Annotated in this window: 11 protein-coding genes; 10 read left to right on the top strand and 1 reads right to left on the bottom strand. The window is 65.6% G+C overall.

The genetic code is table 11. The annotated features are described in order from the left end of the window. Positions 1-63 precede the first annotated feature (63 nt). On the bottom strand, positions 64-1,431 hold the full coding sequence (gene ffh, locus GV068_RS18765) for a signal recognition particle protein (RefSeq protein ID WP_159701298.1): 1,368 nt from the start codon (positions 1,429-1,431) through the stop codon (positions 64-66). A 250-nt stretch (positions 1,432-1,681) separates the two neighbouring features. Between ffh and GV068_RS18770 the strand changes: the two genes are divergently transcribed. From GV068_RS18770 to GV068_RS18815, 10 genes are all read left to right on the top strand, one after another. Further along, a complete protein-coding gene (locus GV068_RS18770; protein WP_159701301.1) occupies positions 1,682-2,653 on the top strand; it encodes an ABC transporter substrate-binding protein in 972 nt (323 codons plus the stop codon). Positions 2,654-2,660: 7 nt separating this feature from the next. Then, the gene (locus tag GV068_RS18775) at positions 2,661-3,509 is read left to right on the top strand and encodes an ABC transporter permease (protein ID WP_159701304.1); all 849 of its coding nucleotides are present in this window, start codon (positions 2,661-2,663) and stop codon (positions 3,507-3,509) included. 1 nt (position 3,510) lies between these two features. Further along, positions 3,511-4,329, top strand: coding sequence for an ABC transporter ATP-binding protein (locus tag GV068_RS18780; RefSeq protein ID WP_159701307.1), 819 nt, complete (start codon positions 3,511-3,513; stop codon positions 4,327-4,329). Between the two features lie 66 nt (positions 4,330-4,395). Continuing rightward, complete coding sequence (locus GV068_RS18785; protein ID WP_159701310.1) at positions 4,396-5,199, top strand: inner membrane protein YpjD; 804 nt, start codon at positions 4,396-4,398, stop codon at positions 5,197-5,199. After that, the gene (locus tag GV068_RS18790; RefSeq protein WP_159701313.1) at positions 5,196-5,447 is read left to right on the top strand and encodes a PP0621 family protein; all 252 of its coding nucleotides are present in this window, start codon (positions 5,196-5,198) and stop codon (positions 5,445-5,447) included. The genes GV068_RS18785 and GV068_RS18790 overlap by 4 nt, the downstream gene beginning before the upstream one ends. Positions 5,448-5,455: 8 nt before the next feature. Further along, positions 5,456-7,108: a PAS domain-containing sensor histidine kinase gene (locus tag GV068_RS18795; RefSeq protein WP_159701316.1), complete on the top strand. Its 1,653-nt coding sequence runs from the start codon at positions 5,456-5,458 to the stop codon at positions 7,106-7,108. Between the two features lie 32 nt (positions 7,109-7,140). Continuing rightward, positions 7,141-8,619, top strand: a complete 1,479-nt coding sequence (locus tag GV068_RS18800; protein ID WP_159701319.1) for a sigma-54 dependent transcriptional regulator — start codon at positions 7,141-7,143, stop codon at positions 8,617-8,619. 478 nt (positions 8,620-9,097) lie between these two features. Further along, positions 9,098-12,022 carry a ribonucleoside-diphosphate reductase subunit alpha gene (locus GV068_RS18805; protein ID WP_159701322.1) on the top strand — a complete coding sequence of 975 codons (2,925 nt, stop codon included), beginning with the start codon at positions 9,098-9,100 and terminating at the stop codon, positions 12,020-12,022. 114 nt (positions 12,023-12,136) lie between these two features. After that, positions 12,137-13,246, top strand: a complete 1,110-nt coding sequence (locus tag GV068_RS18810) for a ribonucleotide-diphosphate reductase subunit beta (RefSeq protein ID WP_159701325.1) — start codon at positions 12,137-12,139, stop codon at positions 13,244-13,246. A gap of 173 nt (positions 13,247-13,419) precedes the next feature. Next, on the top strand, positions 13,420-14,754 hold the full coding sequence (locus GV068_RS18815) for a glycoside hydrolase family 5 protein (RefSeq protein ID WP_229464330.1): 1,335 nt from the start codon (positions 13,420-13,422) through the stop codon (positions 14,752-14,754). Positions 14,755-14,800 lie beyond the last annotated feature (46 nt).

Below are 14,800 nucleotides of genomic sequence, written 5' to 3' on the forward strand. Positions count from 1 at the left end.
CCGAATGTAAAAAACCGCGCCAGGCCAGTGCCCGCGCGGTTTTTGGAGAAGCGCTGGATCGGATCAGCGCAGGCCGGGCATCATGCCCTTCATCCCGCGCATCATCTTCATCAGGCCGCCGCCTTTGAGCTTCTTCATCATGGTCTGCATCTGATCGTACTGGTTCAGCATGCGGTTCACTTCCTGGACCTGGACGCCGGCGCCGGCCGCGATGCGGCGCTTGCGGTTGGCCTTGATCAGCTCCGGCTTGGCGCGCTCGCCAGGGGTCATCGAGTCGATGATGCCGACCATGCGGCGCACCTGCTTCTCGGCCTGGTCCATGTTGGCGCCCGCGGCGGCCTGCTGGAACTGGGCCGGCAGTTTATCGAGGAGGCCGGACATGCCGCCCATCTTCTTCATCTGGGTCAGCTGCGCCTTGAAGTCGTTCATGTCGAACTTGCCGCCGCCCTTGATCTTGTTCGCCAGCTCGGTCGCGGCCTGGGCGTCGACGCCCTTGCGCGCTTCTTCGACCAGCGCCAGGATGTCGCCCATGCCCAGCACGCGGTTGGCCATGCGGCTCGGATCGAAGGCTTCCAGGCCGTCCAGCTTTTCGGACACGCCGGCAAACTTGATCGGCTTGCCGGTCACGTGGCGCACGGACAGCGCGGCGCCGCCGCGCGAGTCGCCATCGAGCTTGGTCAGCACCACGCCGGTCAGGGGCAGGGCGTCGTTGAAGGCCTTGGCGGTGTTGATCGCATCCTGGCCCAGCATGGCGTCGACCACGAACAGGGTCTCGACCGGATTCACGGCGGCGTGCACCGCGGCGATCTCCTGCATCATCGCTTCGTCGATACCGAGGCGGCCGGCGGTGTCGATGATCAGGACGTCGTGGTAGTGCTTCTTGGCCCAATCGAGCGCATTCTTCGCGATGTCGACCGGCTTGTCGTTGGCCGTGGACGGGAAGAAGTCGGCGCCGACCTGCTTGGTCACCGATTCCAGCTGCGCGATCGCGGCCGGGCGGTAGACGTCGGCGGAGACGGTCAGGACCTTCTTTTTCTTCTGCTCTTTCAGGTACTTGGCGAGCTTGCCGGTGGTGGTGGTCTTACCGACACCCTGCAGGCCGGCCATCAGGATGATCGCCGGCGGCTGCTGTGCAAACGACAGCTGGGTGGCGTCGGGGCCGAGGTCGGCGCCCATCAGGGCCGCCAGCTCGCGCTGCACCACGCCCACCAGGGCCTGGCCCGGGCTGAGCGAACCGATGACTTCTTCGCCCAGCGCTTTTTCTTTCACTTTGGCGATGAATTCGCGCACCGCCGGCAGGGCCACGTCGGCCTCGAGCAGGGCCATGCGCACTTCGCGCAGCATCTCGGCGGTATTCGCCTCGGTAAGGCGCGCCTCGCCGCGCATCGTCTTGACGACCTTGGCTAGGCGTTGGGTAAGGTTATCTAGCATGTTCTACCTGACTATATATACGACGGCATTCGGACAAACCAGCATTCTACCTTGCGCGGGCCGCCGAGTTCGACCGCGGCAGCGATATAGCGCACTTTTTCATCAGCTGTGATGCGTTCAATCATATGGAAACCTTGTCGAACTTGACACATCTCACGTACTAACAGGCCATTTCCCGTCAGCATCGTTGTCTGTGCCGCGCCTCCGCATGCGCCGCACGCTACGTGTACCGCATAAATGGAGAACAGGCATGGTCAAGCTATTCGGTAGCATCCTCGTCGCATCCGCCCTGCTGGCAGCAGGTGGAGCCGGGGCCCAGGAGGTCGTCCGGCTTGGAAATCTCAAGCTCGCGCATTTCGGCGCGGTGTCGTACATCAAGGAGATCGCGCCGAAGTGCGGTATCCGGGTCGAGGAGAAGGTCTTCGCCAAGGGGCTGGACGTGATGCAGGCGATCATCGCCGGGGAACTGGACGTGGGCGCGACGGCGTCCGAGGCGGCGATCTCTGGACGCGCCGGCGGCGCCCCGATCGTGGTGGTGGCCGGCTTCGCCCGCGGCGGCGCGCGCCTGGTGGCGCGGCCCGATCTGGAGATCCGCAGCGTCGCCCAGCTGAAAGGAAAGCGGGTCGGCGTCACGCGCGGCGCGATCCAGGAAGTGCTCTTGATGGCGCAACTGGCCAAGCATGGCCTGAAGGGCGATGCCGCGCCAGGCAAGGACGTGCAGCTGGTCTACCTGGGCTACCCGGACCTGAACCAGGCGCTGCTCGGCAAGCAGATCGACGCCATGATGCAGTCGGAGCCGCAGTCCTCGCAGGCGATCAACAAGGGCTTCGGCGTCGAGGTGCTGAAGCCTTACGATACCGCGATCGGCGAGCCGGTGCGCACCCTGGTCATGACCGAGAAGTTCTACCGCGAACGGCGTCCCGTGGCGGAAAAATTCATGCGCTGCTTCGTCGAGGCCACCCGGACCTTCATCGACACCCCGTCCGTGGCCGAGAAATACGTGCGCGAGGTGATCTTCAAGAACCAGATCACGAGCGACGACTTCCAGGACGCGATCCGCAATTCGCCGTATTCCTACGACATCACGCCGGAGCACATCCAGGTCACCACCGACATCATGGCGCGCACCGGGGTGGGGCGCATGGCGCGCCCGCCGCTGGCAACGGACTGGGTGCGCACCGACCTGCTGGCGGCGGCCAAGAAAAGCCTGGACGTGAAGTGAGGCGAGCATGAGCCAACAGGACAGGCGCAAACACGCGCGCGAGCGTTGGAAGGAAATGGCGGTCGGCGCGGTGGTGCCGGTGCTGGCCATCGGGCTGTGGCAGTGGGTCGCCATGAACGGCTGGGTCAACCCGCAGGTGCTGCCGGCGCCGCTCGACGTGTGGCGCAAGTGGGTGGCCTATTTACTGCCGCTGGCGCCGTTCGCCGACTATACGGACGGCGGCTGGTGGTCGTGGGCGCTGTCGGGCGAGCTGCCACTGGACATCTGGACCAGCATGGTGCGCGTGGTGGTGGGTTTTGCGATCGGCGCCGGGCTGGCGCTGCCGCTCGGGCTGGCGATGGGGGCGAGCCGCGTGGTGTATGCATGGATGAACCCCCTGGTGCAGATCCTGCGGCCGATCCCGCCGATCGCCTATATCCCGCTGGCCATCCTGTGGTTCGGGCTGGGCAATCCGCCGGCGGTATTCCTGATCGCGCTGGGCGCTTTCTTCCCGGTCCTGATGAACACCATCGCCGGGGTGCGCCACGTGGACGGCATCTACCTGCGCGCGGCGCGCAACCTGGGGGCGGGCAAGGTCACCATGTTCCTGCGCGTGATCCTGCCGGCCGCCGTGCCCTACATCCTGTCGGGCGTGCGGATCGGGATCGGCACCGCTTTCATCGTGGTGATCGTGTCCGAGATGATTGCCGTGAACAACGGCCTGGGCTTCCGCATCCTGGAAGCGCGCGAGTACTTCTGGTCCGACAAGATCATCGCCGGGATGATCACCATCGGCCTGCTGGGCCTCCTGATCGACCTCGCCATGAACCGCCTGAACAACTACCTGCTGCGCTGGCACCGCGGCCTGGAGCACTGACATGAATGCACCGCAGACCCCGCATCTGGCGCCGCACATCCGCATCGACGGCGTCAACAAGATCTTCGAGACTGGCGGGCGCACCGTCACCGCGCTGCAGGACATTCGCCTGGAAATCCCGCACGGGCAGTTCACCTGCCTGCTAGGGCCTTCGGGCTGCGGCAAGTCGACCCTGCTCAACGCGGTGGCCGGCTTCTCGCTGCCCAGCAGCGGCAGCATCACGGTCGACGGCAAGGCGGTTTGCGCGCCGGGGCCGGACCGCGGCATGGTGTTCCAGGAATACGCCCTGTTCCCCTGGATGACGGTCGAGGACAACATCGCCTTCGGCCTGCACATCAAGGGTATTGGCAAGGCCGCGATCCGCGACCGGGTAGGGGAACTGCTGTTCATGCTCTCTCTGTCGGATTTCCGCCAGCGCTTTCCCAAGGACCTGTCGGGCGGCATGCGCCAGCGGGTGGCGATTGCGCGCGTGCTGGCGCTCGATTCCCCCATCATGCTGATGGACGAGCCGTTCGGCGCACTGGACGCGCTCACCCGCCGCAACCTGCAGGAGGAACTGTTGCGCATCTGGTCGGGGCTGAAGAAGACCATCCTGTTCGTCACCCACAGCATCGAGGAAGCGATCTACCTGGCCGACCGCATCGTGGTGATGACCTACCGGCCCGGCACGGTCAAGCGCGACCTGTTGGTGGACCTGCCGCGCATGCGCGACCCGGCATCGAGCGAGTTCAATGCCCTGAAAAGGGAGCTGGGCCTGATGGTGATGGAGGAGCAGCAGCGCTATCACACGGAGGAGTTGAGGGTGGCGGCGGTGGATTGAGTGTCCGGCCGGCGGCCGGCAGCAGGGAGCCTGCCCCACCATTTCCCGATGGTGTAGACTCTTAGTATGCAGAACTCCCTCTTCCTCGCCGCGGCCCTGCTCTACGCGGTGTGCGCCCTGCTGCCGTCGCGCCGGGGCGCCGTCATCTCCGGCGTCACCGCCGTGGCCTGGGCGGTGCACGGCGCCGCGCTCGGGCTCGACGTGATCGCGCCCGGCCGCCTGCGCGTCGGCTTCGCCATCATGCTGTCGAGCGCCCTGTGGGTCTCGGTGGCCGCCTACTGGCTGGAAAACCGCAATTTCGCCCTCGACGGCATGCGCCGCCTGGTGATGCCTTTCGCCTTTGCGGCAAGCCTGCTGCCGGTGATCTTCCCGGGCAGCCTGCTGCCCTTGGACGGCCAGTCGCCGGCCTTCGGCTGGCACGTGCTTGTTGCCGTGCTGGCCTACAGCACCCTTACCATCGCCGCCTTCCACGCGGTGCTGATGGCCCTGCAGGAAGCGCGGCTGCACACGCGCGCCGCCACGGGAGGCTGGCTGGGCAGCGCGCTGGACCAGCTGCCGGCGCTGCTGACCATGGAAAAGCTGCTGTTCCGCGTGATCTGGATCGGTTTCATCCTGCTCAGCCTTACCGTGCTGTCGGGCGTGGTGTTCTCCGAACAGCTGTTCGGCCGCGCGCTGCGCTTCGACCACAAGAGCGTGTTCGCGCTGCTGTCCTGGCTGCTGTTCGCCGCGCTGCTGGCTGGCCGCCGTTATCAAGGCTGGCGTGGCAAGACCGCGCTGCGCTTCACGCTGGCGGGCTTCGCCACGCTGGCGCTGGCCTACGTCGGCAGCCGCTTCGTCCTCGAAGTCGTCCTGCACCGGGGTGTCGCATGAGCCGCATCCTGTTCTGGATTCTTCTGATCGGCCTGGTCGTGATGGCCATCCGTTCCAAGCTCAAGGGCCTGGACGCGCGCCAGCAGCCGCCCCTGCATGACGAGCCGCGCCGCCAGCAACCGGTCGCGGAAATCGAAAGCATGACCCGCTGCGCCCATTGCGGCATCCACTTCCCGGCGTCGGAAGCGGTTCACGCCGACGGCCACGACTACTGCTCGCCGGGCCACGTGCGCCTGCCGCCGCAGTAAGCCGGACGATGGCGCCACAAGCGGTACTGTCCCGCGAAGCACGCACGACCCTGTGGCGTTCGCTGCAGACCTTCACCGTCACCCGCATCGTCATCGCCCTGGTGCTGCTGCTCTACCTGGGCGTGAGCATCACCGGCGGCGGCCTGCGCCTGGACGCCGCCAATACCCGTACCTGCCTGTTCTACCTGGCCGCGGCGCTGGTGTTCGGCGCCTTCGGCACCTGGTGGCGACACCGCTTCGCCGTGCAGCTGGGCTCCCAGATCGCGGTCGACCTGGTCGTGATCTCGCTGCTGTACGTGGAAGCGGGCGGCATGCGCAGCGGCCTGGCCATCCTCTACCTGTTCCCGCTGGCCGGCGCCGCCATCCTGGCGCCGCTCACGCTGGCCTTGTTCTCGAGCGCGGTTGCGACCCTGTTCCTGCTGGCGGAGAGCACCTGGCAGGTCTTCATGCAGGAGCGCCAGCCCTCGCTGATGCAGGCCGGCCTGTACGGCGCCGCCTTCTTCGCCGGCGCGCTGCTGGTGAACCGGCTGGCGGCGCGCCTGATCAAGCAGGAAGAACTGGCCGCGCAGCGCGGCGCCGACCTGCGCATCCAGCAGCTGATCAACGGGATCGTGATCGCCGACGTCGGCGACGGCATCCTGGTGGTCGGCGACGACAGCGCGGTCTTCACCGGCAACCCGGCGGCGCGCCGCATGCTCGGCCTGGAAGGGGAGGCGGCCGGCTTCAGCCTAGGCGAGGCGCCGGGGCTGGAACCGGTGGCCCAGGCCTTCGGCGCCTGGCTGCGCGCGCCGATCGAAGGCGCGGCTTTTGTCACCGTCAAGCCCTACCGCGAGGACAGCGGCCCGCTGCGCGGCCGGCGCGACCAGCCGGTGCACCTCAAGCTGCGCTTCGCGCGGGTCGACACGGCAGGCACGGCGCTCGGGCGCAGCGTGGTGTTCATGCAGGACGTCAGCGCCATCGAAAACCAGGCGCAGCAACTCAAACTGGCCTCGATGGGACGCCTCACCGCCAGCATCGCGCACGAGGTGCGCAACCCGCTGTCGGCGATCGGCCACGCCACCGCGCTGCTGGCCGAAGACCTGCACGGCCCGGCCGAGGTGCGGCTCCTGAAAATCGTGGGCGACAATGTGGCGCGCGTGAACCGCATGGTCGAGGACATCCTGCAGCTGTCGCGCAAGGTGCAGCCGAACGGCGAGCCGCTGCAGCTGGCAAACTTCCTCTCCGAGCTGAAAGCGGAGTTCTGCGAAACCCACGGCCTGGCCGAAGACATCGTCTATATCGGCGACGCCGGGACTAACACGGTGCGTTTCGACCCGCTGCACCTGCACGAGGTGCTGCTCAACCTGCTCAACAACGCGGTGCGCTACGCCAGCCGCGAGCCGAACAGCATCCGGATCTTCCCGGCGCGCGACGCCGCAGGGCGCATCGAACTGCACGTGCAGGACGACGGCCCGGGCATCACGCCGGAAGTGCGCGCCCACCTGTTCGAGCCCTTCTATACTACGTCGAGCAAGGGAACGGGACTAGGCCTGTACCTGGCGCGCGAGCTGTGCCTGAACAATGAGGCGAAGCTGGACTATGAATACCGCTTCGACACCGCCGGCAGCGGACCGCGCCGCGCGAGCGGGCGTTTCGTGATCAGCTTTTCGCAGCCGTCCTGACGCCCAAGCACACCATATAGATAGAGAACGCCATGACCGCACCCCGCATCCTCGTGGTCGACGACGAAGCCGACCTGCGCGAACTGCTCGAGATCACCCTGCTCAAGATGGGGCTGGACGTCGACAGCGCCGCCACCCTGCGCCAGGCGCGGGCCCTGGTGGAGGAGCACGACTACGCCCTGATCCTGACCGATATGCGCCTGCCGGACGGCCTCGGGCTGGAGCTGGTGCGCGAGGTGACGTCGTCTCCCGATACCAAGGGCACGCCGATCGCCGTCATCACCGCCTACGGCAGCGCCGAGAACGCGGTGGTCGCCCTCAAGGCCGGCGCCTTCGACTATATCTCCAAGCCGGTGGCGCTGGACGCGCTGCGCGTGATGGTGCGCTCGGCCCTGAAACTGTCCGAGACCCCCGCCGCAGCGCCGGACGGCGCGGTGCCCGGCTCGCGCATGATCGGTGCTTCCGCCGCCATGCAGGCGCTGCGCGCCCAGATCGGCCGCCTGGCCCGTTCGAATGCGCCGATCTCGATCACCGGCGAATCGGGCAGCGGCAAGGAACTCGCCGCGCGCGAGATCCACGCCCAGAGTTCGCGCGCCAGCAAGCCCTTCGTGGCGGTGAACTGCGGCGCCATCCCGGAAACCCTGATGGAAGCGGAGTTCTTCGGCTACCGAAAGGGCGCCTTCACCGGCGCCGCGGAGGAGCGCGAGGGCTTCTTCCAGGCGGCCAACGGCGGCACCCTGATGCTGGACGAAGTGGCCGACCTGCCGCTGCCGATGCAGGTCAAGCTGCTGCGCGCGATCCAGGAGCGGCGCGTGCGCAAGATCGGCGCCACCGTCGAGGAGCCGGTGGACGTGCGCATCATCAGCGCCACCCACCAGGACCTGGCGCGCTGCGTCGAGCAGGGCAGGTTCAGGCAGGATCTGTTCTACCGCCTGAACGTGATCGAGCTGTCGCTGCCGCCGCTGCGCGAGCGGATCGACGACCTGGCGCCGCTGGTGGATGCGATCCTGGCGCGGCTGGCCGGGCCCGGACAGGCTGCGCTTGGCTCGGGCGTGCTAGAGGCGCTGCGCGCCTACTCCTTCCCGGGGAATATCCGCGAGCTGGAGAACGTGCTGGAGCGGGCGCTGGCCTTTGCCAACGACGGCGTGATCGAGGTGGGGGATTTGTCGCTCAAGGCGGCGCGGCCGGGCGAGACCCCGGCGCGCGAACCGGCGGCGCCGGTGCCGGTGGCGGCGCCCGAGCCACAGCCTGCGCTGGAAGCGGAACTACCGCAGTCGACCCCGGCGCAGGTACAGGCCCCGGCGCCGGGCCCGGCCATGCTCGGCCCCAACGGATTGCCCAGCAACCTGCCGGACTACCTGATCCAGGTGGAGCGCGACATCATCCAGCGCGCGCTGCAGCAGACCCAGTTCAACCGCACCCAGGCCGCCAGCCTGCTCGGCATCAGCGTGCGCCAGCTGCGCTACCAGATGCAGAAGCTGGAGATCGTCGCGCCGGACGACAACGCGTGAGCACCCCACAAAAGCCAGAGATCCTGTTGTCTTTTCGCCAGTGCAAAATGCACAAGAATGATGCGTCGCGCATGTGCCTGATTAAGCCTTGTGCAGAGTTGTGGAACGAGGTTAGTACTCGCTAACCGCATACTGCCCGTCGTTCCAGCCATACTGACTTGTCAAGCCTGTGCACCAAAAAAAACGCAAAAATATCAAGACTTCTTCACTTGCCGTGACCTGGGTCAGGTACTACAATTAGTCTCATATCAAGTTCGAACACTAGATATAGTGGTAGTGGACAGGAAGCAACTAGATTCACTTTCGACTTGAAGCTTGCTCTGCAAGCTCCTGATTCATCAGCGATTTTCTAACCCTGCGTGTCTGGTTGCCAGTGTGGTGCTCCAGCTGGCGGGGTATCGCTTTGCTTAAAATTTGGCCGGCTCGACGAGTTCGGCTAAGACAAACGACGGCAGATAGGCTGCTCACTGGAGGCTCAATGCAAACAGCACAAGACATTTCGATCAATCCGCACGTCAACCCGGGTGCGCCGGCCACGACCACGCCTGCGGAAATCGCCGCGCGCGGCGACTACCGCGTCATCCGCCGCAACGGCGCCGTGGTCGCGTTCGAGCCGCACAAGATCTCGGTCGCGATGACCAAGGCCTTCCTCGCCGTGGCCGGTGGCCAGGGCGCTGCCTCGGCCCGCATCCGCGAGCTGGTGGAGCAGCTGACCAACAACGTGGTGGCCGCGCTGGTGCGCCGCCAGCCGAACGGCGGCACCTTCCACATCGAAGACGTGCAGGACCAGGTCGAACTGTCGCTGATGCGCTCGGGCGAGCATGACGTCGCGCGCGAATACGTGCTGTACCGCGCCAAGCGCATGGAAGAGCGCAAGGCCGCCAAGGAAGCCTCGGGCGCCACCGCCGCGGCCGCACCGCAAATCCACGTGGTCGACGGCGGCGAGCGCCGCCCGCTGGACGTCAATGACGTCCACGCCCTCGTGAATGCCGCCTGCTCGGGCCTGGAGAAGCACGTCGACGCCGACGCGATCGTCGCCGAGACCCTGAAGAACCTGTACGACGGCGTGCCGGTCGAAGAACTGCACAAGTCGGCCATCCTGGCCGCCCGCGCCCTGATGGAAACCGACCCGGCCTACAGCCAGGTCACCGCTCGCATCCTGCTGCACACCATCCGCAAGGAAGTCTTCGGCCACGAAGTGCCGCAAGCCGGCGCCGCTGCTGAATACATTACCTACTTCCCGCAGTACATCGCCAAGGGCATCCAGAACGAACTGCTGGACGAAGAACTGGGCAAGTACGACCTCGAGCGCCTGGCCAAAGCCTTAGTGGCCGACCGTGACCTGCAGTTCGGCTACATCGGCCTGCAGACCCTGTACGACCGCTACTTCCTGCACGTGCGCGAAACCCGCATCGAAATGCCGCAGGCCTTCTACATGCGTGTCGCGATGGGCCTGGCCCTGCGCGAAGCCGACCGTGAAGCGCGCGCCATCGAGTTCTACAACCTGCTGTCGTCGTTCGACTTCATGAGCTCGACCCCGACCCTGTTCAACTCGGGCACCCGCCGCTCGCAGCTGTCGTCCTGCTACCTGACCACCGTCGGCGACGACCTGGAAGGCATCTACGACGCGATCAAAGAGAATGCACTGCTGTCGAAGTTCGCCGGCGGCCTGGGTAACGACTGGACCCCGGTCCGCGCACTGGGCTCGCGCATCAAGGGCACCAACGGCAAGTCGCAGGGCGTGGTCCCGTTCCTGAAAGTGGTGAACGACACCGCCGTCGCGGTGAACCAGGGCGGCAAGCGCAAGGGCGCGGTCTGCGCCTACCTGGAAACCTGGCACATGGACATCGAGGAATTCCTCGACCTGCGCAAGAACACCGGCGACGACCGCCGCCGTACCCACGACATGAACACCGCGAACTGGATTCCGGACCTGTTCATGAAGCGCGTGATGGAGAAGGGCTACTGGAGCCTGTTCTCGCCGAGCGAAACCCCGGACCTGCACGACAAGGTCGGCAAGGCCTTCGAAGAAGCGTACGTCGCCTACGAAGCCAAGGCCGCACGCGGCGAAATGACCGTGTACAAGAAGGTCGAAGCGCTCGACCTGTGGCGCAAGATGCTGTCGATGCTGTTCGAAACCGGCCACCCATGGATCACCTTCAAGGATCCGTGCAACATCCGCTCGCCGCAGCAGCACATCGGCGTCGTGCACTCGTCGAACCTGTGCACCGAGATCACGCTGAACACCAGCGCCGACGAGATCGCCGTCTGCAACCTGGGCTCGGTGAACATGCCGCAGCACATGAAGGGTGACGGCCTGGATCACGCCAAGCTGCAGAAGACCATCCGCACCGCGATGCGCATGCTGGACAACGTCATCGACATCAACTACTACGCCGTGGACAAGGCGCGCAATTCGAACATGCGCCACCGCCCGGTCGGCATGGGCATCATGGGTCACCAGGACTGCCTGCACATGATGCGCGTGCCGTTCGCCTCGGACAAGGCCGTGGAATTCGCCGACAAGTCGATGGAAGCCGTCTGCTACTACGCCTACCTGGCCTCGACCGAACTGGCCGAAGAGCGCGGCCGCTACGAGTCGTACGAAGGTTCGCTGTGGGACCGCGGTATCCTGCCGCAGGACTCGATCAAGCTGCTGGCCGAAGAACGCGGCGGCTACCTGGAGCAGGACACCAGCGAGTCGATGGACTGGACCGTGGTGCGCGAGCGCATCAAGCAGTTCGGCATGCGTAACTCGAACTGCGTGGCGATCGCCCCGACCGCGACCATCTCGAACATCATCGGCGTGTCGGCCTGCATCGAGCCGACCTTCCAGAACCTGTATGTGAAGTCGAACCTGTCGGGCGAGTTCACCGAGATCAACTCCTACCTGGTGCGCGACCTGAAGGCACGCGACCTGTGGGACGAAGTCATGATCGCCGACCTGAAGTACTTCGACGGGTCCTTGAGCAAGATCGACCGCGTGCCGCAAGACCTGCGCGACATCTACGCGACGGCCTTCGAAGTCGAGCCGAAGTGGCTGGTGGAAGCCGCCTCGCGCCGCCAGAAGTGGATCGACCAGGCCCAGTCGCTGAACATCTACATGGCCGGCGCATCGGGCAAGAAGCTGGACGAGACCTACAAGCTGGCATGGCTGCGCGGCCTGAAGACCACCTACTACCTGCGCACCATCGCCGCGACGCACATGGAGAAGTCGACCACTCGCACCGGCGCGCTGAACGCAGTCCCGGTCTCGGGCGGCCTGTCGGGCGGCCATGCGGCTCCGGCAGCGGCGGCTCCGGCGGCAGCTCCTGCTGCGGCCGCACCGGAAGTGGTGGACGGCGCCGCCTGCTACCTGCGTCCGGGCGACGCCGGCTTCGACGAATGCGAAGCCTGCCAGTAATCACCACCTGAAGTGCAAGCCGGCCGGAACGCCGGCTTGCACCGTTCACTACCGAATCAACCGAATCGACCGTCCGCCTCGTGCGGACGCAGTCACGAAAGAAGGAAGACCACCATGCTCTCTTGGGACGACGAACAAAGCACCGCACCAGCCCCACGTGCTCCGCAAGCCGCCGGCGAGGCCGCACCCGCCGCCGCCGAAGTCGCGAAGCGCGTCAACGCCGACGACAAGCGCATCATCAACGGCCAGACCGACGTGAACCAGCTGGTCCCGTTCAAGTACAAGTGGGCATGGGACAAGTACCTGGCCGGCTGCGCGAACCACTGGATGCCGCAGGAAGTGAACATGCAGCGCGACATCGAGCTGTGGAAGAGCCCGAACGGCCTGTCGGAAGACGAGCGCCGCCTGGTCAAGCGCAACCTCGGCTTCTTCGTCACCGCCGACTCGCTGGCCGCCAACAACATCGTGCTGGGCACCTACCGCCACATCACCGCGCCGGAATGCCGCCAGTACCTGCTGCGCCAGGCGTTCGAGGAAGCGATCCACACCCACGCCTACCAGTACATCGTGGAGTCGCTGGGCCTGGACGAGCGCGAGATCTTCAACGCCTACAACGAGATCGCGTCGATCCACGACAAGGACCAGTTCCTGATCCCGTTCATCAACGTGCTGACCGATCCTGAGTTCAAGACCGGCACCCTGGAAACCGACCAGCAGCTGCTGAAGTCGATCATCGTGTTCGCCTGCCTGATGGAAGGCCTGTTCTTCTACGTCGGCTTCACCCAGATCCTGGCGCTGGGCCGCCAGAACAAGATGACCGGCGCCGCCGAGCAGTACCAGTACATCCTGCGCGACGAGTCGATGCACGTGAACTTCGGCATCGACCTGATCAACACGATCAAGATGGAAAACCCGATGCTGTGGACCCCAGAGTTCCGCGAAGAGCTGAAAGCTCTGTTCCTGCAGGCCGTCGACCTCGAATACCGCTACGCCGAAGACACCATGCCGCGCGGCGTGCTGGGCCTGAACGCCCCGATGTTCAAGGGCTACCTGCGCTTCATCGCCAACCGCCGCGCCGTGCAGATCGGCCTGGATCCGCTGTTCCCGAACGAAGAGAACCCGTTCCCGTGGATGAGCGAGATGATCGACCTGAAGAAGGAGCGTAACTTCTTCGAGACCCGCGTGACCGAGTACCAGACCGGCGGCGCGCTGAGCTGGGATTAACACGGCATCTCCGGCGTTTGCCGGATGATCGACAATGCCCGTCCTTGTGATGGGCATTTTTTTTGGACTGACGAAATTCGTCGAGGTCGACGAGGGAATGGTATAGTTTCCTGTATAAAATGGTAACGTTTCCAAATTGTTCGAAACGTCGCCACCCATGACAGGAGACGGCAATGCAAACCGGTACGTGGATGGGGCCGCGCCTGGCGCGTGCAGTAGTGACGGCAATGCTGGCGGCGGTCACGCCCGCCATGGCAGCGCAGGCTGCCCCCAAGATCACCGAACCTGGCCAGATGGTCCGCGCTGAGGGCGCCCGCTGGATCACCGCCGACGGCAAGCCGGTCACGCTCAAGGGCGCCAACCTCGGCAACTGGCTGATCAATGAATTCTGGATGATGGGGCAGGGCAGCAACGGCATCGACGACCAGTGCAAGCTGGAGGCTACCCTGGACCGGCGCTTCGGCTACCCCGAGCGCGAGCGCCTGATGAAGCTGTTCCGCGACAGCTGGATGACCACGAAAGACTGGGACCGCCTGGCCGCCTTCGGCGTCAATCTGGTGCGCATCCCCTTCATCCACACGGTGGTCGAAGACGAGAAGAAGCCCGGCACCCTGCGCGCCGATGCCTGGCATTACCTGGACTGGGCAATCATCGAGGCCGAACGGCGCGGTATCTACGTGATCCTCGACCTGCACGGCGCCGCCGGCAGCCAGGGTTGGGAACACCACAGCGGCTGCGCCGGCCGCAACCAGTACTGGAGCGTGCCCGAATACCAGCAACGCACCGTGTGGCTGTGGCAGCAGGTGGCGGGCCGCTACCGCGACCGGCCCTCGGTCGCCGGCTACAGTCTGCTGAACGAGCCCTGGGGCACCGACTCCGCCAACATGGCGGCGGTGGTCGAGACCCTGTACAAAGCCGTGCGCGAAGTGGATCCGAACCACGTCATCATCCTGCCCGGCCACGTGAAGGACGACATCCAGGCCTATGGCAAGCCGCTTGAGAAAGGCATGCGCAACGTCGCTTTCGAGATGCATCCGTATCCCGGCCACTTCGGCTGGAGCACGGTCGGGCGCGAGGTGCACCGCGCCTGGCTGCGCTGCGACCCCGGCAGCACGAACACGGTGTGCGAATGGGACCGCCGCATCCTGGCGCTCGACACACCCTTCTACCTGGGCGAGATCCAGCCCTGGGCCAGCATGGGCCTGGAACTGGGCGGCCAGGTGGCGCGCGCCAGCTTCGACACCTACGCGAAGCTCGGCTGGGCCGCCACCGCGTGGTCCTATAAATATGTCAGCAACAAGGGCGGACATGGCGAAGGCACCTGGGGCATGGTGACGAATGCGCCAGGAGCGCTGGTGCCGCCGCTGGATTTCAATACGGCCTCAAAGGCGCGCATCGAGGCGCTGTTCCGGCTGTTCGGGACCTTGCGCTACGAGCCCCATGGCCCCCTGCAGCGCTGGATGACCAGCCCGGCGCCGCCGGATCCGTTCGCGCCCGGAGCACGATAGGGCAGGCCGCGGCAAATGCCCTATGATGTCGAACTGTCCAGTACGA

It is taken from the genome of Massilia sp. 9I, from assembly GCF_902506415.1.
Lineage (GTDB): Bacteria > Pseudomonadota > Gammaproteobacteria > Burkholderiales > Burkholderiaceae_D > Telluria.

Coding starts and splice junctions, on each gene's coding strand:
- GV068_RS18780 (WP_159701307.1), top strand. CDS start 3,511: ATGAATGCACCGCAGACCCCGCATCTGGCGCCGCACATCCGCATCGAC.
- GV068_RS18795 (WP_159701316.1), top strand. CDS start 5,456: ATGGCGCCACAAGCGGTACTGTCCCGCGAAGCACGCACGACCCTGTGG.
- GV068_RS18775 (WP_159701304.1), top strand. CDS start 2,661: ATGAGCCAACAGGACAGGCGCAAACACGCGCGCGAGCGTTGGAAGGAA.
- GV068_RS18785 (WP_159701310.1), top strand. CDS start 4,396: ATGCAGAACTCCCTCTTCCTCGCCGCGGCCCTGCTCTACGCGGTGTGC.
- GV068_RS18770 (WP_159701301.1), top strand. CDS start 1,682: ATGGTCAAGCTATTCGGTAGCATCCTCGTCGCATCCGCCCTGCTGGCA.
- GV068_RS18815 (WP_229464330.1), top strand. CDS start 13,420: ATGCAAACCGGTACGTGGATGGGGCCGCGCCTGGCGCGTGCAGTAGTG.
- GV068_RS18810 (WP_159701325.1), top strand. CDS start 12,137: ATGCTCTCTTGGGACGACGAACAAAGCACCGCACCAGCCCCACGTGCT.
- ffh (WP_159701298.1), bottom strand. CDS start 1,431: ATGCTAGATAACCTTACCCAACGCCTAGCCAAGGTCGTCAAGACGATG.
- GV068_RS18790 (WP_159701313.1), top strand. CDS start 5,196: ATGAGCCGCATCCTGTTCTGGATTCTTCTGATCGGCCTGGTCGTGATG.
- GV068_RS18805 (WP_159701322.1), top strand. CDS start 9,098: ATGCAAACAGCACAAGACATTTCGATCAATCCGCACGTCAACCCGGGT.
- GV068_RS18800 (WP_159701319.1), top strand. CDS start 7,141: ATGACCGCACCCCGCATCCTCGTGGTCGACGACGAAGCCGACCTGCGC.